Origin of the sequence: Pseudomonas sp. CFBP 13711, assembly GCF_014842265.1 — a bacterium.
Classification (GTDB): Bacteria; Pseudomonadota; Gammaproteobacteria; order Pseudomonadales; family Pseudomonadaceae; genus Aquipseudomonas.
The window spans coordinates 435,875-456,242 of the sequence record NZ_JACYVI010000003.1 but is presented as its reverse complement, the minus strand read 5'-3'; the positions used below and the strand labels follow the sequence as shown (position 1 = coordinate 456,242).

Annotated in this window: 21 protein-coding genes and 1 pseudogene; 9 read left to right on the top strand and 13 right to left on the bottom strand. The window is 61.0% G+C overall.

What is annotated here, in order from left to right:
- Positions 1 to 390: 390 nt before the first annotated feature.
- Together IFT47_RS09125 and IFT47_RS09120 are read right to left on the bottom strand one after the other, a co-directional pair.
- On the bottom strand, positions 391 to 1,782 hold the full coding sequence (locus IFT47_RS09125; RefSeq protein WP_192175099.1) for a heavy metal sensor histidine kinase: 1,392 nt from the start codon (positions 1,780 to 1,782) through the stop codon (positions 391 to 393).
- Complete coding sequence (locus tag IFT47_RS09120; RefSeq protein WP_065988665.1) at positions 1,755 to 2,450, bottom strand: heavy metal response regulator transcription factor; 696 nt, start codon at positions 2,448 to 2,450, stop codon at positions 1,755 to 1,757. Before IFT47_RS09120 ends, IFT47_RS09125 begins: the two co-directional genes overlap by 28 nt.
- A 311-nt stretch (positions 2,451 to 2,761) precedes the next feature.
- Between IFT47_RS09120 and IFT47_RS09115 the strand changes: the two genes are divergently transcribed.
- From IFT47_RS09115 to IFT47_RS09105, 3 genes are read left to right on the top strand one after another with little or no spacing between them, the layout of a single operon-like run.
- Complete coding sequence (locus IFT47_RS09115) at positions 2,762 to 3,385, top strand: hypothetical protein (RefSeq protein ID WP_133775968.1); 624 nt, start codon at positions 2,762 to 2,764, stop codon at positions 3,383 to 3,385.
- A 57-nt stretch (positions 3,386 to 3,442) separates the two neighbouring features.
- Entirely contained in the window at positions 3,443 to 4,066 is a 624-nt protein-coding gene (locus IFT47_RS09110) for a cytochrome b/b6 domain-containing protein (protein ID WP_122622694.1), read from the top strand.
- Positions 4,059 to 4,829 carry a molybdopterin-dependent oxidoreductase gene (locus IFT47_RS09105; protein ID WP_074889123.1) on the top strand — a complete coding sequence of 257 codons (771 nt, stop codon included), beginning with the start codon at positions 4,059 to 4,061 and terminating at the stop codon, positions 4,827 to 4,829. Before IFT47_RS09110 ends, IFT47_RS09105 begins: the two co-directional genes overlap by 8 nt.
- Positions 4,830 to 6,056: 1,227 nt before the next feature.
- Here IFT47_RS09105 and efeO (IFT47_RS09100) read toward each other — a convergent pair.
- The 9 genes and pseudogenes from efeO (IFT47_RS09100) to IFT47_RS09060 all read right to left on the bottom strand — a co-directional run bounded on the left by efeO (IFT47_RS09100) (position 6,057) and on the right by IFT47_RS09060 (position 13,296).
- The gene (gene efeO / locus IFT47_RS09100) at positions 6,057 to 6,881 is read right to left on the bottom strand and encodes an iron uptake system protein EfeO (RefSeq protein ID WP_192175100.1); all 825 of its coding nucleotides are present in this window, start codon (positions 6,879 to 6,881) and stop codon (positions 6,057 to 6,059) included.
- 27 nt (positions 6,882 to 6,908) lie between these two features.
- The gene (gene efeB / locus IFT47_RS09095; protein ID WP_192175101.1) at positions 6,909 to 8,225 is read right to left on the bottom strand and encodes an iron uptake transporter deferrochelatase/peroxidase subunit; all 1,317 of its coding nucleotides are present in this window, start codon (positions 8,223 to 8,225) and stop codon (positions 6,909 to 6,911) included.
- A gap of 65 nt (positions 8,226 to 8,290) precedes the next feature.
- Complete coding sequence (gene efeO / locus IFT47_RS09090) at positions 8,291 to 9,502, bottom strand: iron uptake system protein EfeO (protein ID WP_192175102.1); 1,212 nt, start codon at positions 9,500 to 9,502, stop codon at positions 8,291 to 8,293.
- Between the two features lie 8 nt (positions 9,503 to 9,510).
- A complete protein-coding gene (gene efeU / locus IFT47_RS09085; RefSeq protein ID WP_192175103.1) occupies positions 9,511 to 10,392 on the bottom strand; it encodes an iron uptake transporter permease EfeU in 882 nt (293 codons plus the stop codon).
- Positions 10,393 to 10,605: 213 nt separating this feature from the next.
- A pseudogene (locus tag IFT47_RS09080) lies at positions 10,606 to 10,908 on the bottom strand (LysR substrate-binding domain-containing protein); the annotation flags it as partial.
- On the bottom strand, positions 10,889 to 11,350 hold the full coding sequence (locus IFT47_RS09075; protein WP_192175104.1) for a hypothetical protein: 462 nt from the start codon (positions 11,348 to 11,350) through the stop codon (positions 10,889 to 10,891). The gene IFT47_RS09075 and the pseudogene IFT47_RS09080, both read right to left, overlap by 20 nt.
- Complete coding sequence (locus tag IFT47_RS09070) at positions 11,328 to 11,723, bottom strand: polymorphic toxin type 44 domain-containing protein (protein ID WP_192175105.1); 396 nt, start codon at positions 11,721 to 11,723, stop codon at positions 11,328 to 11,330. Before IFT47_RS09070 ends, IFT47_RS09075 begins: the two co-directional genes overlap by 23 nt.
- Positions 11,724 to 11,750: 27 nt before the next feature.
- Positions 11,751 to 12,251 carry an Hcp family type VI secretion system effector gene (locus IFT47_RS09065; RefSeq protein WP_192175106.1) on the bottom strand — a complete coding sequence of 167 codons (501 nt, stop codon included), beginning with the start codon at positions 12,249 to 12,251 and terminating at the stop codon, positions 11,751 to 11,753.
- Between the two features lie 151 nt (positions 12,252 to 12,402).
- Positions 12,403 to 13,296 carry a LysR family transcriptional regulator gene (locus tag IFT47_RS09060; RefSeq protein ID WP_192175120.1) on the bottom strand — a complete coding sequence of 298 codons (894 nt, stop codon included), beginning with the start codon at positions 13,294 to 13,296 and terminating at the stop codon, positions 12,403 to 12,405.
- Between the two features lie 145 nt (positions 13,297 to 13,441).
- On the opposite strand from IFT47_RS09060, the gene IFT47_RS09055 reads away from it, so the two are divergent.
- From IFT47_RS09055 to IFT47_RS09040, 4 genes are all read left to right on the top strand, one after another.
- Positions 13,442 to 14,764, top strand: a complete 1,323-nt coding sequence (locus IFT47_RS09055; RefSeq protein WP_407073272.1) for a CitMHS family transporter — start codon at positions 13,442 to 13,444, stop codon at positions 14,762 to 14,764.
- Positions 14,765 to 16,129 (top strand): acyclic terpene utilization AtuA family protein, encoded by a 1,365-nt coding sequence (locus tag IFT47_RS09050; RefSeq protein WP_192175108.1) that lies wholly within the window; start codon positions 14,765 to 14,767, stop codon positions 16,127 to 16,129.
- Positions 16,126 to 16,443, top strand: coding sequence for an AtuA-related protein (locus IFT47_RS09045; RefSeq protein WP_192175109.1), 318 nt, complete (start codon positions 16,126 to 16,128; stop codon positions 16,441 to 16,443). The genes IFT47_RS09050 and IFT47_RS09045 overlap by 4 nt, the downstream gene beginning before the upstream one ends.
- Positions 16,444 to 16,631: 188 nt before the next feature.
- A complete protein-coding gene (locus IFT47_RS09040; RefSeq protein WP_244656094.1) occupies positions 16,632 to 16,979 on the top strand; it encodes a hypothetical protein in 348 nt (115 codons plus the stop codon).
- A 278-nt stretch (positions 16,980 to 17,257) separates the two neighbouring features.
- Here IFT47_RS09040 and IFT47_RS09035 read toward each other — a convergent pair whose 3' ends face one another.
- Entirely contained in the window at positions 17,258 to 18,598 is a 1,341-nt protein-coding gene (locus IFT47_RS09035; protein ID WP_192175110.1) for an ATP-binding protein, read from the bottom strand.
- Positions 18,595 to 19,335, bottom strand: a complete 741-nt coding sequence (locus IFT47_RS09030; RefSeq protein ID WP_192175111.1) for a response regulator — start codon at positions 19,333 to 19,335, stop codon at positions 18,595 to 18,597. The genes IFT47_RS09035 and IFT47_RS09030 overlap by 4 nt, the downstream gene beginning before the upstream one ends.
- A gap of 301 nt (positions 19,336 to 19,636) precedes the next feature.
- Here IFT47_RS09030 and IFT47_RS09025 point away from each other — a divergent pair, with 301 nt between their 5' ends.
- Entirely contained in the window at positions 19,637 to 19,900 is a 264-nt protein-coding gene (locus IFT47_RS09025; RefSeq protein ID WP_192175112.1) for a DUF2790 domain-containing protein, read from the top strand.
- Positions 19,901 to 19,978: 78 nt separating this feature from the next.
- Positions 19,979 to 20,233 carry a hypothetical protein gene (locus IFT47_RS09020; protein ID WP_192175113.1) on the top strand — a complete coding sequence of 85 codons (255 nt, stop codon included), beginning with the start codon at positions 19,979 to 19,981 and terminating at the stop codon, positions 20,231 to 20,233.
- Positions 20,234 to 20,368 lie beyond the last annotated feature (135 nt).

Here is a 20,368-nt window from a genome sequence, read left to right as displayed (position 1 = left end):
CGAGCTTGCTCGCGAAGGCTGACCGTCATTCCCGAGAGAAAGTGGCTGACTGTCCCGGCCTCTTCGTGAGCAAGCTCACTCCTAAAGGTCCCGCAGCGTGACCAAAATCCCGAGTCGATCACCGATCCCGTGGGAGCGAGCTTGCTCGCGAAGGCTTAATTCCAACCGCTGAAGATCCAGCGGATGTACCGGCCTCTTCGTGAGCAAGCTCACTCCCACAGGTCCCGCAGCATGACCAAGATCCCGAGTCGATCACCGATCCGGTGGGAGCGAGCTTGCTCGCGAAGATTTAATTCCAACCGCTGAAGATCCAGCGGATGTATCGGCCTCTTCGTGAGCAAGCTCACTCCTACAGTTCATCTGCCGGCAGGTGACAGTCTGCGCTGCGCGCTATCGTGGAAACACCAGCCCGAAACAGATCCGCCCCGATGTCGGTTGGTTGACCGTCACTTCGCCGCCATGCAGCTGCATGATCGCGGCGACGATCGCCAGGCCCAGTCCGTTGGAGTCGGAGCTCTGGTGGCGTGAGGCATCGCCGCGGTAGAAGCGGTCGAACAGTTTGCCCAGGGTCGCGTCGTCCAGCGTCGGGCCCTGGTTCTCCACTTCGATGCGGCAGTGCCTGGCACTTTCAACCACACGAACATCGATGACGCTGCCTTCATCGGCGTAGCGAATCGCGTTCGCCACCAGATTACTCAGCGCCCTGCGCAGCAACAGGGGATCAGCCTCAATCCGAGCGTCGCCTTCGGTGTGCAGGGCGATGTCCCGTTCTTCCGCCAGCCCTTCGAAATAGCCCGTAACCCGTTGCATCTCGTCCGCCAGGTCCAGCGTCTGGCGATTGAGCGCGGCTTGCGCTTCATCGGCGCGCGCGAGGAACAGGATGCTTTCCACCATCCGCGAGATGCGTTCCAGCTCCTCCAGATTCGAGGCCAGCAGCGCCTGGTATTCATCCTCTGTGCGCGGTTGCCGCAGCGCCACCTGGCAATGCCCCATCAGCGAACCTACTGGCGTGCGGATTTCATGGGCCAGGTCGGCGGAAAACTGAGTCAGCCGCTGATAGCCATCGGCAAGCCGGTCGAGCATCGCGTTGTACGCCTCGCCCAGTTGCTGCAGCTCGACCGGCGTGTCGCGGTTGTCCATGCGGCTGTCCAGCTGCGCCGGAGTAATGGCCGCAGCGTGGCTGGCCATCCTGCGCAGCGGCCGCAGCCCTCGGCGTAGCAACACATAACCGAGCACCGCCGTGAGCACGAAGGCCAGCGCCACGGCGAACAGGATGCGGTTACGGAAGCCCGCCAGGGTGGCCATTTCCTTGACCGCGATGTGCGCCGCCGTCAGATGCACAGTCTTGCCGCGGGACACGGCTTCAACCGTAGCCGCGCGCATCGGCACCCCTGAGTCCAGCATGCCGCTACGCATGTCGGCCACGCTCAGCGGCCTGTTGGCCTGCACCACCGGCATCTCCGGCAGCGGCGCGTGCAGCGGATTGACCATGATCACCGCCGGCTTGCCCGGCTCGGCGATGATGAAAATGTCGTCCTCGCTGTCGAGCATGTTCTCGAAAAGCTGCGGGCTGCTTTGCAGCGTGGTCAGGGTCAGGTCGTACTGCAGCAGTTTGCGAAAGTGGTCCAGCCGCGCCAGCACCGCATGGTCGCTGCGGGTCATGACCGCGCCCTTCATGGTCTCGTAGAGGTACATGCCGGCGCTGGCGACGGCGAGCATGGCCACCACCGAAAACGCCAGGGTCGCGCGCAGGGTCAGGGATGGCTGGCGTCGGGCTCGCATGGCCGCACCTCGCAGACGTAACCGATGCCGCGCACGGTGTGGATGAGTTTGATCGGGTAGGGCGTGTCGACCTTGCTGCGCAGGCGCTTGATCGCCACGTCGACGACGTTGGTGTCGCTGTCGAAATTCATGTCCCACACTTCCGAAGCGATCTGCGCCCTCGACAGCACGTCACCCTCGCGGCGCAGAAACAGATGCAGCAGCGCGAATTCCTTGTTGGTCAGGGTAATGACCTGTTGCTGGCGCGTGACCCGACGGCGCAGCAGGTCGAGTTCCAAATCGGCCAGATGAAAATGATCGGCCTCGCGCACCACGCCGCGACGCAGGATGGTGCGGATGCGCAAGAGCAATTCAGTGAAGGAAAACGGTTTGACCAGGTAATCGTCGGCGCCCAGTTCCAGGCCCCGAATGCGGTCCTGCAACTGATCCCGGGCGGTGAGAAACAGCACCGGCACATCCTGCTTCGCCCGCAGGATTTCGATGATCTGCCAGCCGTCGATGCCGGGCAGCATGACGTCGAGCACCAGCAAATCGTAGCTGTGCTCAAGGGCCATGTGCAGGCCGTCGGTGCCGTGCTGGGTCCAGTCGACTTTGTAACCGGACTCGGTAAGACCTTTCTTCAGGTACTCGCCGGTCTTGGTGTCGTCTTCGATAAGCAGAATGTGCATCGTCGGTCAGGCTCGCTTCACGTCATTGGCAGCGTCGCCGGCGTGGGGTGTCGGATGATTCATCAGATTGGGTCAGAACAGGCGCGAAGGGCTGCAGGCCGCGCCGGATGTGGAGTGTAACCAACGGATGGCGCGCGGTCGGTTACATTTTTGTCATTGATCGGCGCAGTGACGAACCTGCCGCCCGAATGACAAAAATGTAATCGGGCGGTCATTGTCGGGTGCCGGTTACGGGTACAGGATGGTGGTCATGCAACACATGACGTTCAGCTTCAACTTTCCCAACTGCCTGAAGGAATCCACCGATGAAGATGAAGACAGCCCTGACCACTACGTTCGGCATGCTCATGCTCAGCGCCGCCGTCATGGCCTCTGCCGCCGGCATGGCGGCGGGTGACATGCCTGTGGTCAAGCCACTGCGCGGGACGGTCGACAGCGTCGACAGCAACACCCTGAATTTCACCACCCGTTCCGGCGCCCATCAGAGCATCGGCCTGACCGACAAGACCGGCATCCGTCTGGTCTCCAAGACTGACATCGCATCGATCAAAGCGGACAGCTTCATCGGCTCCGCCGCGACCCCACAGGCCGACGGCACGCTGAAAGCCCTGGAAGTGACGGTGTTCGAACCCAGCCTGAAAGGCAGCGGTGAAGGCCACTACGGTTGGGAAAACGCGGACGGCAGTACCGGCACCATGACCAATGGCACCGTTGGCAAGCTGAGCGGCAAGGCCAACGGTCGTACCTTGAGCGTCGGCTACAAAGGCGGCGAGAAGCAGCTGGTCGTGCCGGAAGACGTGCCCATTGCCTACGTGCAGCCGGGCAAGGTCGATGAGCTGGTCAAGGGCGCGAAAATCGTCGTGTTCCCGGGCGAAGACGGCAAGACCGCACGCGGTGTCGCGGTCGGCAAAGACGGCTTCCAGCCGCCGATGTAAGCGGGTTGCGGCGTCTCACGGCGCCGCTTTCACCGAATCCGTGATGAGTCTCGCCCCATGAAAAAAACCAGAATTCATCCATGGCCCATCCGCCTGACCCACTGGATCAATGCCTTCGGCATGGTCTGCATGTTCATGAGCGGGTGGGGCATCTATAACGCTTCGCCGCTGTTTCGCTTCTCCTTCCCCCGGGATTTCACCCTGGGCGGCTGGCTGGGTGGCGCGCTGGCGTGGCACTTCGCAGTGATGTGGCTGTTGGTGATCAACGGCCTGATCTACGTGCTGTATGGCCTGTTCACGCGGCATTTCAAGCGCGACTTCCTGCCGGTCACCCCCACAGCGGTCAAGCGCGACATGCTTGACGCGCTGCGTTTTCGTCTCAAGCACGAGAAGGGCGTCTACAACGCCGTGCAGCGCCTGATGTATTGGCTGGTGCTGGCCGCCGGCGTGTTGATCGTGCTCACGGGGCTGGCGATCTGGAAGCCGATTCAGTTGCAGGAATTGACCGCTGTGTTCGGCGGATACGACTTCGCCCGTTACGTGCATTTTGCGGCGATGGCGTTCATTGGCGCGTTCGTGGTGGTGCATCTGGCCCTGGTGCTGATGGTGCCGAAAACCCTGATGCCGATGATCACTGGCGGTACGCGTGGGATTGAGAGCGGGAAGGTCGAGCATGATTGAGCCTAAAAAACGCGCCATTGCGCGCATCAAACTGGAGCCAGCCCAGCAGATCCAGCTGGAGAGCCTGCAGCGTCGGCATTTCCTCAAGGGCGGGCTGACCGTGGGCGCGATGGCGATGCTCACCGGTTGCAACCTGCAGGACGGCGATCAGGTGGATAAGGTGCTGTGGAGCATGTCGCGCTGGAACGACCGGGTTCAGGCCTGGCTGTTCAGCGGGCAGAAACTGGCGCCGACGTTCAGCAAGGATCAGGTCCGTAATCCGTTTCCGTTCAATGCGTTTTACAGCGAGGATGATATTCCGGAGCTGGACACGGCGGACTGGAAGCTGGGTGTGTCGGGGCTGGTGCGCGACAAGGCGCCGTGGACGCTGGAGGGGTTGCGCAAGTTGCCCCAGCGCAGCGATATCACGCGCCTGATCTGTGTTGAGGGGTGGAGCGCGATCGGGCAGTGGGGCGGTGTGCCGTTGCGGACGTTTCTGGAGCATGTGGGGGCGGATACGACGGCGAAGTTTGTCGGGTTCAAGTGCGCGGATCGGTATTACTCGAGTCTGGATATGCCGACGGCGTTGCATCCGCAGACGCTGCTGGCGCTGGATTTCGCCGAGGTGGCGTTGCCGCCGGAGTATGGCTACCCGTTGCGGGTGAGGGTGCCGACGAAGCTGGGCTTCAAGAATCCGAAGCATATTGTCGAGATTGTGGTGAGTAATGAGAATCCCGGGGGGTATTGGGAGGATCAGGGGTATAACTGGTTTAGCGGGATATGATCCCGCGTTTTTCAGGATCAAGATCAAAGGCGTCTACCTGGGGGCAGACTGTTTCGCCTTCGGCGAGTTACTTGGAAAAGCACCCCAAGTAACCAAGGGTGCTTGCTCCTGGTTAGGCCCTTCGTTCCTCAGGGTTCCTTCACTCCGGTCTCGCTCCGTGGGCCCGCCGCCATCCGCCATCCATGGCGGGGGGCGGCTCTCGCGGCATCCATGCCGCTCGGCCCACTGCGCGACACCTCCGTTCAGCCTGCACCCAAGTCGCGATTTGTGTCGTCTGCACTTCCTGCATACGAAGATCAAAAGCAGATCAAAAGCGGATCAGAAGCAAATCAGAAGCAGATCAAAAGCGGACCAAGGGTGGATTGCGGGCTAAGGATGCTGGGGACTTGTGGGAGCGAGCTTGCTCGCGAAGGCATTGGTACATCCGCCGAATATTGGGTGTTTGAAATGCAGCATTCGCGAGCAAGCTCGCTCCCACAGGATGGGTGTGCGATCAGCAAAAATGCTGGCGCCTGGGCTGGCCTCTTCCCGGCTGAAGCCGGTCCTACTGAATGCACCGCGTACACCCCGTGGGACCTGCTTTGCTGATCGTGCCCTCGCTCCGCGTGGGTATGCATCCCAGGACGCTCCGCGTCCATTCCCGGCTGAAGCCGGTCCCACTGAATGCACGCCGTGTCCTGTAGGACCTGCTTCAGCAGGGAAGGCGTCGATCGTCACGCCGCAAACTGATTGCGAACAATCCGGCCTCTTCCCGGCTAAAGCCAGTCCTACAAACACCGCGGTCACCGTAGGACCGGCTTCAGCCGGGAAGCCCTTGATCTGCCCTTGATCTGCTCCTGATCTGCTCTTGATCTGCTTTTGATCTTCGGACACAAAAAGCTCAAACACCGCCAATCGCGACTTGGGTGCAGGCTGAACGCAGGTTTCGCGGAGTGGGCCGAGCCGCATGGATGCGGCGAGAGCGCCGTCAGGGCATGGATGCCCGTTCGGCGCGGGCCCACGGAGCGGGACCGGAGTGAAGGAACCCCGACGGAGGAGGGGCCAAACCAGGAGCACGGCCTTTTTGGTTACTTTTTCGGCTGTTGGAAAAAGTGACCCGCCGTAAGGGCGGAACCCTAATTCACGTACACACAAATAATGGATAGAGCGCCATCCAACAACCGGCGTGCCCATGAAAAAGCCCGCCTGCCGATCTCTCGGCAAGCGGGCTCTTGAGTACCTGACGAATCAGTTCAGGCCCAATTTCCCGCGCATCTGCGACAGGTCTTCAGCCAACGTATTGACCGGACCTGCCAACGCCTTGCGATCCTGCTCCTTCACCTTATCGTACGTCTCGTAGCCACCGTCCTTGGTCTTGTACTTCGCCAGGATCTTGTCCACGGTCGCAAAGTTCTTCTCGACCTTCGCCACGAACGCCTTGTCCGACTGCTCCAACTGCGGCTTGAACAGATCAACGATCTTCTTCGAACCGTCAACGTTGCCCTGAAAGTCATACAGATCGGTATGGCTGTAACGATCTTCCTCGCCGGAAAGCTTCGTCGCCGCCACTTCTTCCATCAGCGCAGCAGCACCGCCCACGACTTTCTCTGGCGGGAAGGTGATGCCAGCGATACGCGATTGCAGCTCTTTCACGTCAGCCAGCAGCTTGTCCGCGAATACGCCCTGATCTTTGGTGGTGTTCTGCGAGAACAACGCATATTCCAGACGGTGGAAACCGGTGAAATCGTCGGCCTTCACGCCGTTTTCGTGATCGTCTTCGCGGGAGTCGATCGACGCGTCCAGGTCGCTGAACAGTTCGGCGATCGGCTCGATCGATTCATAGGACAGACGCGTGGTCGGGAACAGCTTTTTCGCCGTCGCCAGGTCGCCCTTCTTGATCGCGTCGGTGAACTTCTGCGTGTCGGCGGCCAGGGTGTCGACGTTTTCGGTCACGTAGATCTTGTAATCCGAAACCGGCGTGACCAGGTCCAGCGGCGCGGTGGCGGCGAACGCGGACATCGATGTCTGCAACAGGCCAAAGGTCAGCAACAAAGCGAGGGGCGACTTTTTCATAGAGCTCTTCCTGTGAGGTAAGGGTTGTCAGGCAGTTTTTGTTGTGTGGGCAGAGGCGGCCAGCAAGGACCGGCCAATGAAATCATTGCTGTCGACCACGCCCGGCAGGGTGAAGAAATACCCGCCGCCCACCGGCTTGAGGTACTCCTCAAGCGGCTCGCCGTTGAGGCGCGTCTGCACAGTAATGAAGCCTTTCTCCAGGTCCGCCTGATAGCAGATGAACAGCAGACCCATGTCCAGCTGACCGTTCTTGTTCACGCCGTTCGAGTAGTTGAACGGGCGACGCAGGATCAGGTTGCGCTGGGTTTCGGCCGTGCGCGGGTTGGCCAGGCGGATGTGGGAGTCCAGCTTGGTGATCTTGCCTTCCGGATCGTTCTGGAAATCCGGGACGTCGGTTTCGGTCTTGCCATGCATCGGCGCGCCAGTGGTTTTGACCCGGCCGATGATCGATTCCTGCTCCTGCAGCGGGGTGCGGTCCCAGCGCTCGACGAAGTTGCGGATGATGCGCACCGCCTGATAGCTGCCGTTGGCGGCCCAGGCCGGTTCGTCGCTGCCCGGTTGCACCCAGACCAGCTCGTTCATGGTCTTCTGGTTGTTCGAATCGGGGTTGGCCGAGCCGTCGCGGAAACCCAGGAAGTTGCGCGCGCTTTCCGGCGGCTGGCCCGGTTTCAGCGGGGCCTGGGCGGGCACGGTGCCTTCCTGTTTCCAGCGCACCAGCAGCAGGTCCGGCAGGTTTTTCACGATGTCGCGCAGGGCGTGAATGTTGCTGTCCGGGGCGTTCGAGCAGAACTGAATGCTCAAGTCGCCGTGGCAGCAATCGGCTTCCAGGGCGTCGTTGGGGAAACCGACCATGCGCTGCAGACGCTTGGGCTTGACGGGTTCCAGACCAAAGCGGTCGTCGAACAGCGAGTCACCCACTGACACGGTAATGGTCAGGTTGTCCGGCGTGACCACCGGGCCGAGGATGCCGGAATCCAGCGGTGGCAGTTTCGGGTCGACCTGGGGCACGGGGCCGCCGGTCATCAGAAACGCAATGCGCTCGTTCAGCGTGCGGAACATGCGCTCAAGATCTTCGCGGTCCTGGGCCAGCACGTCGAAGGAGACCATCATCCCGGCGGTTGGGCGCGGGGTGACGATGCCGCTCTGATGCGGGCCGTGGAACGCGTTGTGGTCCTGGGTTTTTTCGCTTTTCGGTGCTTCGGTGACCTGCGCCGGCGCGGTGGCGGCGAACGCGTTGCCGGTCAGGCTGGCACCGGCCACCGCTGCGCCCGCAGCGCCAAGGCCCAGCAGGACGCGGCGACGGTCAGTGGAGATCGGCGCGTTTTTTGAATCGGAGTCTTTCATGTGAATGCTGTCTTCGCTCTGGTTTCAGGGCCGGGCGGGTGCATGGGGCACCCGCCTGGGCACGCTCACAGGCCTGAGAGGCCGAGGGCCGGATCGATTCCATCGAGTGCGTCGGCCAGTGCCTTGGCCTTGTCTGCTATTTGTTTTCGTTGTTCGGTGCTGACCTGGTCGTACGGCTTGAAGCCGTCGGCGGTCTTGAGCATCAGCAACTGGTCATCCAGGGCGGTGCTCGCGGTGTCGATCTTTTTCAGCACGTCGCCGGAGGACTTGGCCAGCAGCGGACGCAGCAGGTCGATGACCTTGCGCGTGCCTTCCAGGTTGGCGGCAAAGCCGTTCACGTCGAGGTGGCTATAGCGTTCTTCTTCGCCGTTGCTGCGGACTTCGGCGATGCTGCGCATGTTGCGCACGACCATGCTCGCCAGTTGTTCCGGGGCAATGCTCTGGGCCAGCAATTGCTGTTTCAGGCTGGCGATGTCGGTTTGCAGCTTCTGCACGACCGGCGTCAGGCCATCGACGGATTTCTGCGAGAACAGGCCGAATTCCAGGCGGTGGAAGCCGCCGAAGCCCGGGTCCTGTTCGCGTTTTTCGTAGTAATCGGCGCGGGCGTTGATCGCGTTGTCCAGCTCGGACAGGCGCTGGGCCGCAGGGGCGATGCGCTGATAGGCAGCACGGGCCGGCGCGTAGGCTTTCTGCGCTTGGGCCAGATCGCCGCTGTCGATGGCTTGTTGCAGATCGTTGACCGCGCGGATCAGCGCGCTGCTCTGGGTGCTCAGGTAGACGCGGTATTCGGACAGCGGGCCGATGAAGGCGACCATCGACGGACGCGCTTTGGCAGCGGCATCGGATTCAGCGGTCGGCGTCACGTGCAGGGTGCCGCGCGGGTTGCTCAGCAAGCCGCAGGTGATGGCGTAGTCGCCCGGCTGCAGGTTGGCGTTGATGATCTGGCTCAGGCCCGGAACGATGTTTTCGCGTTCTTCCACCACGAGCACGCCGTCGAGGATTTCCCATTCCACGGCGCGATCCGAAGCGTTGACGATGCGGAAAGCGTTCTTTCCGGCCGGCACGGTGATCGAATTCGGCTCGCAGCTTTTAGCGTTGATGGTCACGACGGTTTCATTGCCGCTGTTGGCGATGCGCTTTTGCTGCGCGGCCTGGGAGGCGAAATAAAACATGGCGCCGGCGGCGATCATCAAAATCACCGAGCCTGCAACGGCGAACTGCAAGGCGCGAGGGGGCTTGGCTTTCTTGGGAGGAAGGCCGTTGGCAGTGGAGTTCATGGGAGCCCTTATTTGTTCGTAACTGAATGCGTAACCGAAGAAGTGTGACCGTGTTCATGGGCCGGGCGGGTGGGCAGACTCACCACCCGCGCCTGGGGCTTGAAGAACAGGAACAGCGCAAAGACCAGGTAAGCCAGGTACGCCACCAGCACGCTGACGGTCGGCGCATCCTGATAGCCGAACATTCCGGCCAGCACCGAACCGGTCGGGCCGTCCATCGGCAGGATCGCGCTGATGTCGAACACCACGTCCTGGAAGTGGTTCCAGACCCCGGCTTCGTGCAGCGAACGCACGGAGTTGGCCAGAATGCCCGCCGCGACGACGAGGATGAACAGGCCGGTGTAGCGGAAGAACTTGCTCAGGTTCAGGCGCATGCTGCCTTTATAGATCGCAACGCCGATGCACACCGCGATGATCAGGCCGAACAGCGCACCCAGCGGGCCGGACACGCCTTCGCTCTGCTGGAACACGGCGAGCAGGAAGAACACGGTTTCGAGGCTTTCACGGGCGACGGCGAAGAACACCATGCCGATCAGCGCGTAGGTCTGGTTTCTCGACCCGGCCAGAGCGGCGTCCAGGGACTGGTGCAGGTCATGCTTGACCGAGCGCGCGACTTTTCGCATCCACACGACCATCGAGCTGAGGATGACCACGGCGACGAGGCCGACGATGCCTTCGAACAGTTCCTGCTGCTTTTGCGGGAATTCAGCGCTGACCATCTCCAGACCACCGCCGACGAACAGCGCCAGGGCGACCGCCAGAAACACGCCGATCCACACCGCAGGCATCCACTCGCCGCGGCCGGTCTGTCTCAGGTAACTGGCAATGATGCCAACGATAAGCGCGGCTTCAATCCCTTCGCGCAGCATGATCAAAAAAGGAACGAGCATTTATCACCGGTGCATATCTGATAGGGTGTGCGACGTGAATGCGTCGGGTAGCCATTCGCATTCAGCCACTGTGTAACATAATGATACTCATTATTGAATGCGTGCACTGGTTTTTTTGCAAAACCCTGCTTGTTGTGCAGGTGTTCAGCCGGGGTTCAGGCAGTGAGGGAGCTGGAAGCTTTAAGCGCGCAAGCGGCCAGAGCGTTTTAGCGTTCACAGTGCGGTTTTCAGGGTCTCGACGAAGCGCAGCGCTGCCGGGCTCGGGTCCGATCCAGCACGGGTAATCAGCCCGATCTCCCGACACACGCCAGGATGCTCGACCCGCACCTGCGTCAAATCGCCGCGGCCTTCGTCGGCGGATTCCGGCAGCAGCGTCATCCCCAGGCCCTGCCGCACCAGCGCCATGACCGTCGACATGTAGTTCGCTTCCAGCCCGGGCGTCAGCACAAGCCCTTCTTCGGCAAATAACTGCTCCACTCGCTCACGCACACTGCTGTCAGTCCCTAGACGCAGTATCCACCTGCGTCAACGTGATCCGATAACTTCTTAACTCATCGCCCTCCGTGACATATTCTTTACTGAAGTATCGGTAGACTGCGCCTTCCACTTTTATCCCTACACCATTGGGGGTGTCCTCGATAGAAACGTCGTTTAAGGCACTGTCCGTGATCAGGAATTCACTTGCCTTATTAAGCTGTTTGAGGACTTCCAGGTCATCGCCATCGAGCGGTTTGCTAATAAAAAAACGCAAAGTGTCCACGTCAGTTGCCATCGCGCCATAGCGTGTAATGTATAACCAATCGCCCTGAGGCAGTTGCCTTTTGAGGACTAACTCATCAGCGCCACTGCCGAAGTTAAAAAAATCTCCAAACAATGCATTGATAATCAAAATCACTACAAGAGCCCAGAAGGAGTGCTTATAGGTGAGTCTGAAATTAGTAGCCTTTGGATTTTGCATACAAGATCCCCATCTTTATCCATTTCTGGTCTTTGGGGTCATCCCCGTAGGGAGGCAGCCAGAACCAGTAACCCCACTTGTGATCGGCTTTTTGTGTCTTGGCTGCTTTTTGCGCGTATCCGGCCGCCCTCAGCAACAGCTGTTCGGTAAGTTGCCCAGCAGTGCCAACAGCACCGTAGTGGAAATTGCCAAAGTTTTCCCATTCGGGATTCTGCTGTTTATAGTCCCACGGGGCGCGGTTACGCACTTTGTAGTAGAACCAGCTCATAAATGCACCGGTCGCCGGATCTCGTTTCCATTGATCGTTTGCAAGCTTCATATGGACGTCTACATTGACACCCGGAGGAATAGCTGCTGGCATTTCGTAGTTCATCGCTTTTCCCTGCGAAATTTTGAGTGGTTATGAAAATATCTTATTGCTGATGGCATCCCACCCGCCAGCAATCTGCCCCGCGCTCTGTCCTGTCTTTCGATTTTGTTTGGAATAGATGAGTTGAATTCTTCCATAGTTCAAAGCGATAAGCTCGCTCGGGAAGCTGTTGTCCTGCTCACCATTGCCTGTTAATGAAAATGAACTGATGATCACTTCTTCTAGTTTTATCTCGAGGTACTTAACTTTGGGGTCTCCGGCGCGGAATAGATGCACAGAAACCTGCTTGAAGTGCTTTCCGCTACAGCATGCTTCATGCAGCTTCGGCGTGGCGTTGTCGACAGCTTTTTTGACAAGCATGTCGCTCATGTAAGCTCGACCGGAGCTCGCGCCCCCAGATGAGGTGGAAGTAGCGGAGGCTGTCTGGCTGGCAGAAAGATCGAAGTCTTGCAGTTCAATCCAGTTTTCGTAGGCCTCCGTGAGCGCTTCACCGGGAACCCCTTCAATCTGCAGATATGCTTCGAGTGACATCGTTAATTCCTTTTAATACGATTTTGGGCTCCGGATGGTACACGGAAGCAATTCCTGATGGGAGTCTCGACGCTGACTCGAGACTTCGCTGCCACTGTCACTCTGGCCTGCTGTCTTTGGCGCATACGGCAGCAGTCCTCGTGCAAACCGCTCAAGGTTTTTGCCGTTCCAGCGCGTTTTTCATTGTTTCGACGAATCGCCGGGCTGCGGGGCTCAGGCTCACAGCCGTTCGGGTAATCAGCCCGATCTCCCGACACACGCCAGGATGCTCGACCCGCACCTGCGTCAAATCGCCGCGGCCTTCGTCGGCGGATTCCGGCAGCAAGGTCATCCCCAGGCCGTGCCGCACCAGCGCCATGACCGTCGACATGTAGTCCGCTTCCAGCCCGGGCGTCAGCGCAAGCCCTTCTTCGGCAAATAACTGTTCCACCCGCTCGCGCACACTGCTGTCGCGACCGGTGAGGATGATCGGCTGTCCCGCCAGGGCCTGCAGGGTGACCGAACGCTCCCGTGCCAGCGGATGGTCAGCGGGAACGAACAGGCTCAGCCGGTCGACCATCACCACCTCGAACGCCAGCCCGTGGCCCATGCGCGCCCTCACTCCCAGCCCGAAATCCACTTCGCCCTCGCGCACCAGCGCATCGATCCGCTGCGCGACAACGTCACGCAAGCGCACTTCGACGCCGGGGAACTGCTCGCGGAAGGTTTTCAGAATGGGCGGCAGCGTGCCGGAACACATCGACGGCAGGGCAGCGATGGTCACCACGCCCCGACGCAGCGCGGCCAGATCCCGGGAGCCGCTGACGATGTTGTCCAGGTCCAGCAGCAGTTTCTCCATGGGCCCGCGATTGTTCTGACCCGCAGCGGTCAGGCTGACCTGGCGCGGGCTGCGCTCCAGCAGGGCAACGCCGAGCCATTCTTCCAACTGCTGGATCTGCACGGTCAGGGCGGACGGCGACAGGTTCAGCTCCAGCGCCGCCTTGGCAAAGCTGCCGGTGTGGGCAACGGTCAGGAACGCGCGGATGTGCTGAATCGAGTTCTTCATGGCGCTGATTTCCAATGCTTCTTGTGGTGGCGTCATCCGGTTTTTCCGAACGCAGGGCGCCGAACATTTCAATTTACAAAGTGTACCCCCGTTTCGATACTCGCTGAAAACAACAACAGCTCGTCCCGCCGCCCGCCGGTCAGGGATGACGAAGGATCAAACCATGCTCGCCACCCTTGGTGTCATTACCATCCTCTGCCTGCTCGCCGCTGTCATGAGCAAGCGCCTCTCGCCCCTGGTCGCCCTGATTGCCTTGCCCATCATCGCCGCATTGATCGGCGGATTCGGCCTGCAAACCAGCGGCTTCATCATCACCGGCATCAAGAACGTCGCCCCGGTGGTCGGCATGTTCGTGTTCGCCATTCTGTTCTTCGGCGTGATGACCGACGCCGGCATGCTGGACCCGATCATAGATCGCATCCTGCGCACGGTGGGGACGCGTCCTACACGAATTGTCGTCGGCACCGCGCTGCTGGCGTTGCTGGTGCACCTCGACGGCTCCGGCGCGGTGACCTTTCTGGTGACGATCCCGGCGATGCTGCCGCTGTACACGCGGCTGGGCATCGACCGGCGGATTCTGGCCTGCGTCGCGGCGATGGCGGCGGGGGTGAATTTCCTGCCGTGGACCGGGCCGGTGCTGCGCTCGTCGGCGGCGCTGCATGTGCCGGTGTCAGAGCTGTTCCAGCCGCTGATTCCGGTGCAGATCGTCGGCCTGGCGTTTGTCTTCTTCTGCGCCTGGATGCTCGGGCGGCGTGAGGAAAAGCGCCTGGGGCTGGGCCGCTTTCAAACCACGGCCGAGCACATCGACGTGGTGCCGCAGCGTGTGCTCACCGAGCAGGAAGCGGTGCTGCGCCGGCCGCGTCTGTTCTGGCTCAACCTGGTGCTGACCATTGTGGTCATGGCGGTGATGATTTCCGGCTGGGTCGATCCGGTGGTGATGTTCATGGTCGGCACGGTGCTGGCGCTGTGCATCAACTACCCCAACGTCGACGCCCAGCGCGCGCGCATCGATGCCCACGCCAAGACCGCCCTGACCATGGCCAGCATTCTTCTGGCGGCGGGGGTCTTCACCGGGATCATGCAGGGCACCGGCATGCTCAAGGCCATGGCCGAAGTGGCGGTGGCGCAGATCCCGGCTGGCCACGGCAAGTTGATTCCGATGGTGGTGGGCTTCCTGTCGATGCCGCTGAGCTTGTTGTTTGATCCCGATTCCTTCTATTTCGGCGTGATGCCGGTGATTGCCGAAGTCGGCCGCTCCCTGGGCGTTGATCCGCTGCAAGTGGCCCAGGCCTCGCTGCTGGGCGTGCACACCACCGGTTTCCCGGTCAGCCCGCTGACGCCGGCCACCTTCCTGCTGGTCGGGCTGTGCAAGGTCGAACTGGCCGACCACCAGCGCTTCACCATTCCGTTTCTGTTTGCCGCATCGGTGCTGATGACCCTGACCGCACTGTTGCTGGGAGTGTTTTAAATGAAGACATTACGTATCGGCTCTGGCGCTGGTTATTCCGGTGATCGCATCGAGCCTGCGGTCGAACTGGCCGAGAAGGGCGAGCTGGATTATCTGGTTTTCGAGTGCCTGGCCGAGCGCACCATTGCCCTGGCACAACAAGCGCGGCTCAGCGATCCCGAAGCCGGTTTCGACCCGCTTTTGAGCGAGCGCATGCGTCGCGTGCTGCCGTTTGTGGGGCGTGGACGGGAAGCAGGTCAACGACGGCTTCGGCTGATCAGCAACATGGGCGCGGCCAATCCGCTGGCGGCGGCGCGGGAAGTGCGGCGCATCGCGGTCGAGTTGGGTTTGCATGGGCTGACGGTCGCGGCGGTGACAGGGGATGACGTGCTCGCTGTTCTAAAGGCGAGTCCTGAACAGATGCTGGATAACGGCGCGCCGATTGTTTCGTTGGGTGATCGGTTGATTTCGGCGAATGCCTACCTGGGTGCCGAGGGGATTGTCGAGGCGCTGAAGGCCGATGCCGATGTGGTGATTACGGGCCGTGTGGCAGACCCTTCATTGTTTCTCGCGCCGCAGGTCTTTGAGTTCGGTTGGGCCAACGACGACTGGACGCGGCTGGGACGCGGCACCTTGATCGGCCACTTGCTGGAATGCGCCGGGCAGATCACCGGCGGCTACTTTGCTGATCCGAGGGTTAAGGAGGTGCCGAATCTGGCGCGACTGGGGTTCCCGTTGGCGGAAGTCGACGCCGAGGGCAGGGCAGTGATCAGCAAGGTCGCCGGCTCCGGCGGGCGGATCGACACCGCCACCTGCACCGAGCAAATGATGTATGAAGTGCACGACCCGGCGGCGTACCTGACCCCGGACGTGACGGCGGATTTTTCGGGCGTGTCGTTTAGCGTTGTTGCCTCTGACGAGGTGCGGGCTGAGGGCGCCGATGGCCGCGCGCGACCCGAGACGCTCAAGGTCTCGGTTGGCTATCTCGACGGCTGGATCGGCGAAGGGCAGATTTCCTATGGCGGCCCCGGCGCACTGCCCCGCGCGCAACTGGCGCGGGACGTGGTGCTGGAACGTCTGCAACTGACCGGCGTGGTCTTCGATGACGTGCGCGCCGAGCTGATTGGCGTCGACGCATTGCACGGTGCGGCGCTGGGTTCGCGGACGGCGGCCGAGCCGTGGGAGGTGCGCCTGCGGGTCGCGGCGCGCTGTGCAGACAAGGCCGAAGCCGTGCGCATCGGCAATGAAGTCGAAACCCTCTACACCAACGGGCCTTATGGCGGTGGCGGCGCGACCAAGGGCGTGCGGCAAGTGGTGGCCGTGGCGTCGCTGCTGATGCCGCGGGATGCCGTCAAGGCGCAGGTTCATCTGGAGGACGCACCGTGAGCACCGTGAAATTGCGCGAACTGGCCCATTCCCGGACCGGCGACAAAGGCGACACTTCGAATATTTCGGTCATCGCGTTCAAGGCGGAAGACTACCCGCGATTGTTGGAGGTGCTGACGGTCGAGCGGGTGGCACAGCATTTTGCCGAGTTGCTGGGGAGCGATGCCTCGCGGGTGCTTCGGTATGAACTGCCAAACGTGCACGCGCTGAATTTTGTGCTGCCGGGGATTTTGAAGGGGGGCGTTACACGGTCATTGGCGCTGGATGCCCACGGCAAAGCGCTGGGGGCGGCGTTGCTGGATATTGAGGTTTAGGATCGAGAGTGTTGCTATAGCGGCCGACGCCTTCCCGGCTGAAGCCGGTCCTACGGGGTGCCCGCGAGCCTTTAGTGGGACCGGCTTTAGCCGGGAATGCGTCAGGCGTCACACTGCAGAATGTTCGGTGCTCACACCGGCCTCTTCCCGGCTGAAGCCGGTCCTTGTGAATCGATAAGGCTTGGCCGATGAATAAAATGGCATTTGTGATAGTTAACGAAAAACTTACCATCGGCGACCGAGTAATCGATTTTCCGCATCCTGTAGAAGAGGCGCTTGCTTACCGTGATTCGATCATCGTTCGAGTTGAACCACCGGCCGGCGTCATTTTCAATAGTAACGTTTATGGAGTTAGCCATGAGGGCAAAGTTCTCTGGCAGATAGAAGAAAGCCCCCATGGCACTCAAGAAGACAAGCCGTATGTGAATATCTACATAGGTCAGAATGACGATCTGATTGCAGGTAACTGGAATGGGGTGAGTTATCTGGTGAACCCTGAGAATGGAGAAATTACGGTTGTATCGTTCGACAAATAGTCAGACGGTTGCAGCGTGCGTCCATGACTCCGATCGTTCCCACGCTCTGCGTGGTAACGCCGCTCCGGACGCTCTGCGTCCAGCAGGCGACGCGCATTCAATCTCGAGAAGGTGACGCGGAGCGTGGGGACGATCATTACTGATTGCGTGCATTGAGTTCGTGGGACCGGCTTTAGCCGGGAAGGCGTCAGGCGTCACACTGCAGAATGTTCGGTGCTCACACCGGCGTCTTCCCGGCTGAAGCCGGTCCCACTAGGGGTGATCCTCGTCACCACCCCTTAGAGATCCGTGATCTTCACCGCCCCCGGCGCCAACCGCGCAGGCAGCTTCAATTGCGCGCACAAGCCGCCGCCTTCGCGGTTGCTCAGGGTCAACGTTCCGCCCAGTGCGATGGTCAATTGCTGTGCAATCGCGAGGCCCAGCCCGGTGCCGCCGGTGTCGCGGTTGCGTGAGCTTTCTATGCGGTAGAAGGGTTTGATCACTTCCGGCAATTCCCCTTCGGCAATTCCCGGCCCGCGGTCGAGCACTTGCAGCGACAGGCTCTGGTCGGCGTGGGTGACCACTTGGATTTTTGCCGCGCCTCCGAATTTCAACGCGTTGTCAGTCAGGTTGACCAGCACCCGGCGCAGGGCGTGGGGGCGGGTGTCGATGACGGCGCCGGTCTTGCCGTTCAGCTGCACGTCGCGGCCGACGTCTTGATAGTCGAACACCAGGCTGTCGAGGAATGAATCCATGTCCACACGCCGCGCTGTCTCGGTCGAGGTGTCCATGCTTCGCGCATAAGCCACGCCTTCCTGGACCAAGTGCTGCATCTCGCTCAGGTCGCTCCAAAGTTTGTCTTTCTCGACGCCATCGTCCATGAACTCGGCCCGCAGTTTCATGCGGGTGATGGGGGTTTGCAGGTCGTGGGAGATCGCCGCCAGCAGTTGCATGCGCTCTTTCACGTAGGTCGAAATTCGTTGCTGCATGGTATTGAACGCCACGGCGGCGAAGGCCACTTCGGTCGGTCCGCTTTCATCCAGGCGAATGCCTTCGCCGTTCGGGTCAAGGTTTTCGACCGCATGGGACAGGCGCGTCAGCGGGCGAATGGCCGTGCGTACGGCCAGCCAGGTGCAGACAAACAGCAGCACGAGTTGGCCAATCAACAACAAAGGCAGCCAGGGGGACAGCGGGGTGATCTGCGGGCGTACGTCAATCGTCAGCGGGTTGCCATCCTTCAGCGTCAGATGCGCCTGATAGTGCGGGCGGCTGTCGGCGATGTTATTGAACGTCAGTTCGTAATCGTGACCGAGGCTTTCCTGCATCGAATGCACTGACATCGGCGCCTTGTCCATGTCCACCGGTGTCCCGGTCTGGCCGGCACCGAGGATGTAGCCGTAGGTCGGGTGTTCGAAGCGTGGGAGCCAGGCCTGACGTTCGTCGGCCGGCAGGCGCTCAAGCACGGCGACGGTGGTGCTGAGGTCGCGCTTCATATTGCCGAGCATCGTGGTCATCGCGCTTTCATAGCGCTCATAGAATTGCAGGCCGAACGACAACCCGTGGGCCAGCACCAGGCTGATCAGAAAAATCAGCGAGAGCCGTGACGCCAGGGTGCGCGGCCATCCGACGCTCAGCTTCATGGGCTTTCCCCGAGAATTTCCACGGCGTAGGTGAACACGTAGCCCTCGTTGCGCACGGTCTTGATGTAGGCCGGGTCGCGGGCGTCGTCGGCCAGGCGCTGACGCAGACGGCTGACCAGCAGGTCGATGGAGCGATCGAACAGATCGGCGTCACGGCCCTGGGTCAGGTTCAGCAGCTGATCGCGGCTCAAGACCCGCTGCGGGTGATCGAGGAAGGTGCGCAGCAGGCGGTATTCCGCGCCGCTGAGGGTAACGACCGTGCCTTGGGCGTCGAGCAAGTGGCGGGCGGTGGTGTCCAGTTTCCATTTGCCGAACGCCAGCATGCGACCGGCTTCGGTGACGATCAGGTTCGGCGGCAGCATGCGGGTGCGGCGCAGCACGGCATTGATCCGCGCCAGCAGTTCGCGGGCGGCGAAGGGTTTGACCAGATAATCGTCGGCGCCCATTTCCAGGCCAATGATGCGGTCGGTTTCGTCGCTGCGGGCGGTGAGCATCAGCACGGGGGTGGTCTTGTGCTTGCCGGTGCGCAGCTCGCGGCACAGCAGCAGGCCATCGTCGCCCGGCATCATGATGTCGAGCACGATCAGGTCGACGGGCGTCGATTCCAGAAACGAACGCATCTGCCTGCCATCCGCCACCACGGTGGTGCGCAGACCGTTCTTCTTCAGGTAATTGCCCACCAGCTCTCGAATCTCGCGATCGTCATCGACAATCAGAATGTGATCGACGTGCTCCATTGCCCCAGCTCCCGTATTCATGTTTGTGGCGCATCTTAACCAGTCGCGCGTGACTTGCCTGCCGGGGTTTGTATTCCACTGTATCTGGCGCTGCCGGGCATACATGCGCATGCAAAAGGCGGGGTTTTCAGCGCGAATGTATCGCTGTGTATCTGCAGCGGGCTCTGACACGTAAGGATGATTTTCCGGCCGTTCGCGACACAAGCGAGATACCTGCGGGGCGTTCAATGGGACCCATCGAGACGACAGACACACACCGCCTCGAACCCCAACCGAACAACCTTGGATACCGGAGAACACCATGAACTGGAAGAACCTCAGCATCGCCACCCTGTTTGCCGCCATGAGCCTCGGCGCCCTGACTGCACACGCCCAGCCCGTCGCCCAAGCTCACACTTACATGTACGGCGACCACCTGGACATCGCCAAGGCGCTGTCCACCGAAGTCGACTCAACCCCGACCTGCGGCGTGGTCAATGCCCATCTGCGCTACCTCGATTCCCAGGGTCAGCAACAGACCCTGAACTACCAGACCGTGGCCCAGAACTGCCCGCAGGACAACTGAGTCCAGGCTCGGGCGGGTGACGTGTCACCGGCCGCCCGGTTCGCTCATTACCGTTGAAGATTTCATGAGGATCACACCATGACACCGATCAAGACCACCCTGTCCGCCGTTGCTTTCGCACTCGCCGGTTTCGCCATGCACGCCAACGCAGCGGTGCAGCACACAAGCGCCGACGACCGCGCCTGCTTCCAGCTCGCTCCCAAAGTCGCCGAAAACGGCTCCGACAAAACGCCGCTGGTGATGTGGATCGAAAGCCGCGGACAGATGGTCGCGGAAGGCGGCTCCGAACACACCCGCGCTGGCATGGCGGGTGAGCAGCAGAGCCGGGTGTGAGGCCCGATTCAGGCGGCGGTCTTACGGGCCGTGCGTGGTAACGGCGACACGCAAGTGGGCGGTGATCGGGCGGCAGGAGTAAGCTGTGATCCTTTTTGACTGCCCGCGCCCACGCGCCGCTCAGGACCTGACGCC

Excerpts from the sequence above, each read along its gene's own strand:
- IFT47_RS09040 (WP_244656094.1), top strand. The coding sequence starts at position 16,632 with ATGAATAAAATGGCATTTGTGATAGTTAACGAAAAACTTACCATCGGC.
- IFT47_RS09075 (WP_192175104.1), bottom strand. The coding sequence starts at position 11,350 with ATGCAAAATCCAAAGGCTACTAATTTCAGACTCACCTATAAGCACTCC.
- efeO (WP_192175100.1), bottom strand. The coding sequence starts at position 6,881 with ATGAAAAAGTCGCCCCTCGCTTTGTTGCTGACCTTTGGCCTGTTGCAG.
- IFT47_RS09035 (WP_192175110.1), bottom strand. The coding sequence starts at position 18,598 with ATGAAGCTGAGCGTCGGATGGCCGCGCACCCTGGCGTCACGGCTCTCG.
- IFT47_RS09105 (WP_074889123.1), top strand. The coding sequence starts at position 4,059 with ATGATTGAGCCTAAAAAACGCGCCATTGCGCGCATCAAACTGGAGCCA.
- efeO (WP_192175102.1), bottom strand. The coding sequence starts at position 9,502 with ATGAACTCCACTGCCAACGGCCTTCCTCCCAAGAAAGCCAAGCCCCCT.
- efeU (WP_192175103.1), bottom strand. The coding sequence starts at position 10,392 with ATGCTCGTTCCTTTTTTGATCATGCTGCGCGAAGGGATTGAAGCCGCG.
- IFT47_RS09070 (WP_192175105.1), bottom strand. The coding sequence starts at position 11,723 with ATGAACTACGAAATGCCAGCAGCTATTCCTCCGGGTGTCAATGTAGAC.
- efeB (WP_192175101.1), bottom strand. The coding sequence starts at position 8,225 with ATGAAAGACTCCGATTCAAAAAACGCGCCGATCTCCACTGACCGTCGC.
- IFT47_RS09060 (WP_192175120.1), bottom strand. The coding sequence starts at position 13,296 with ATGAAGAACTCGATTCAGCACATCCGCGCGTTCCTGACCGTTGCCCAC.
- IFT47_RS09055 (WP_407073272.1), top strand. The coding sequence starts at position 13,442 with ATGACGAAGGATCAAACCATGCTCGCCACCCTTGGTGTCATTACCATC.
- IFT47_RS09065 (WP_192175106.1), bottom strand. The coding sequence starts at position 12,251 with ATGTCACTCGAAGCATATCTGCAGATTGAAGGGGTTCCCGGTGAAGCG.
- IFT47_RS09125 (WP_192175099.1), bottom strand. The coding sequence starts at position 1,782 with ATGCGAGCCCGACGCCAGCCATCCCTGACCCTGCGCGCGACCCTGGCG.
- IFT47_RS09110 (WP_122622694.1), top strand. The coding sequence starts at position 3,443 with ATGAAAAAAACCAGAATTCATCCATGGCCCATCCGCCTGACCCACTGG.
- IFT47_RS09120 (WP_065988665.1), bottom strand. The coding sequence starts at position 2,450 with ATGCACATTCTGCTTATCGAAGACGACACCAAGACCGGCGAGTACCTG.
- IFT47_RS09025 (WP_192175112.1), top strand. The coding sequence starts at position 19,637 with ATGAACTGGAAGAACCTCAGCATCGCCACCCTGTTTGCCGCCATGAGC.
- IFT47_RS09115 (WP_133775968.1), top strand. The coding sequence starts at position 2,762 with ATGAAGACAGCCCTGACCACTACGTTCGGCATGCTCATGCTCAGCGCC.
- IFT47_RS09030 (WP_192175111.1), bottom strand. The coding sequence starts at position 19,335 with ATGGAGCACGTCGATCACATTCTGATTGTCGATGACGATCGCGAGATT.
- IFT47_RS09020 (WP_192175113.1), top strand. The coding sequence starts at position 19,979 with ATGACACCGATCAAGACCACCCTGTCCGCCGTTGCTTTCGCACTCGCC.
- IFT47_RS09050 (WP_192175108.1), top strand. The coding sequence starts at position 14,765 with ATGAAGACATTACGTATCGGCTCTGGCGCTGGTTATTCCGGTGATCGC.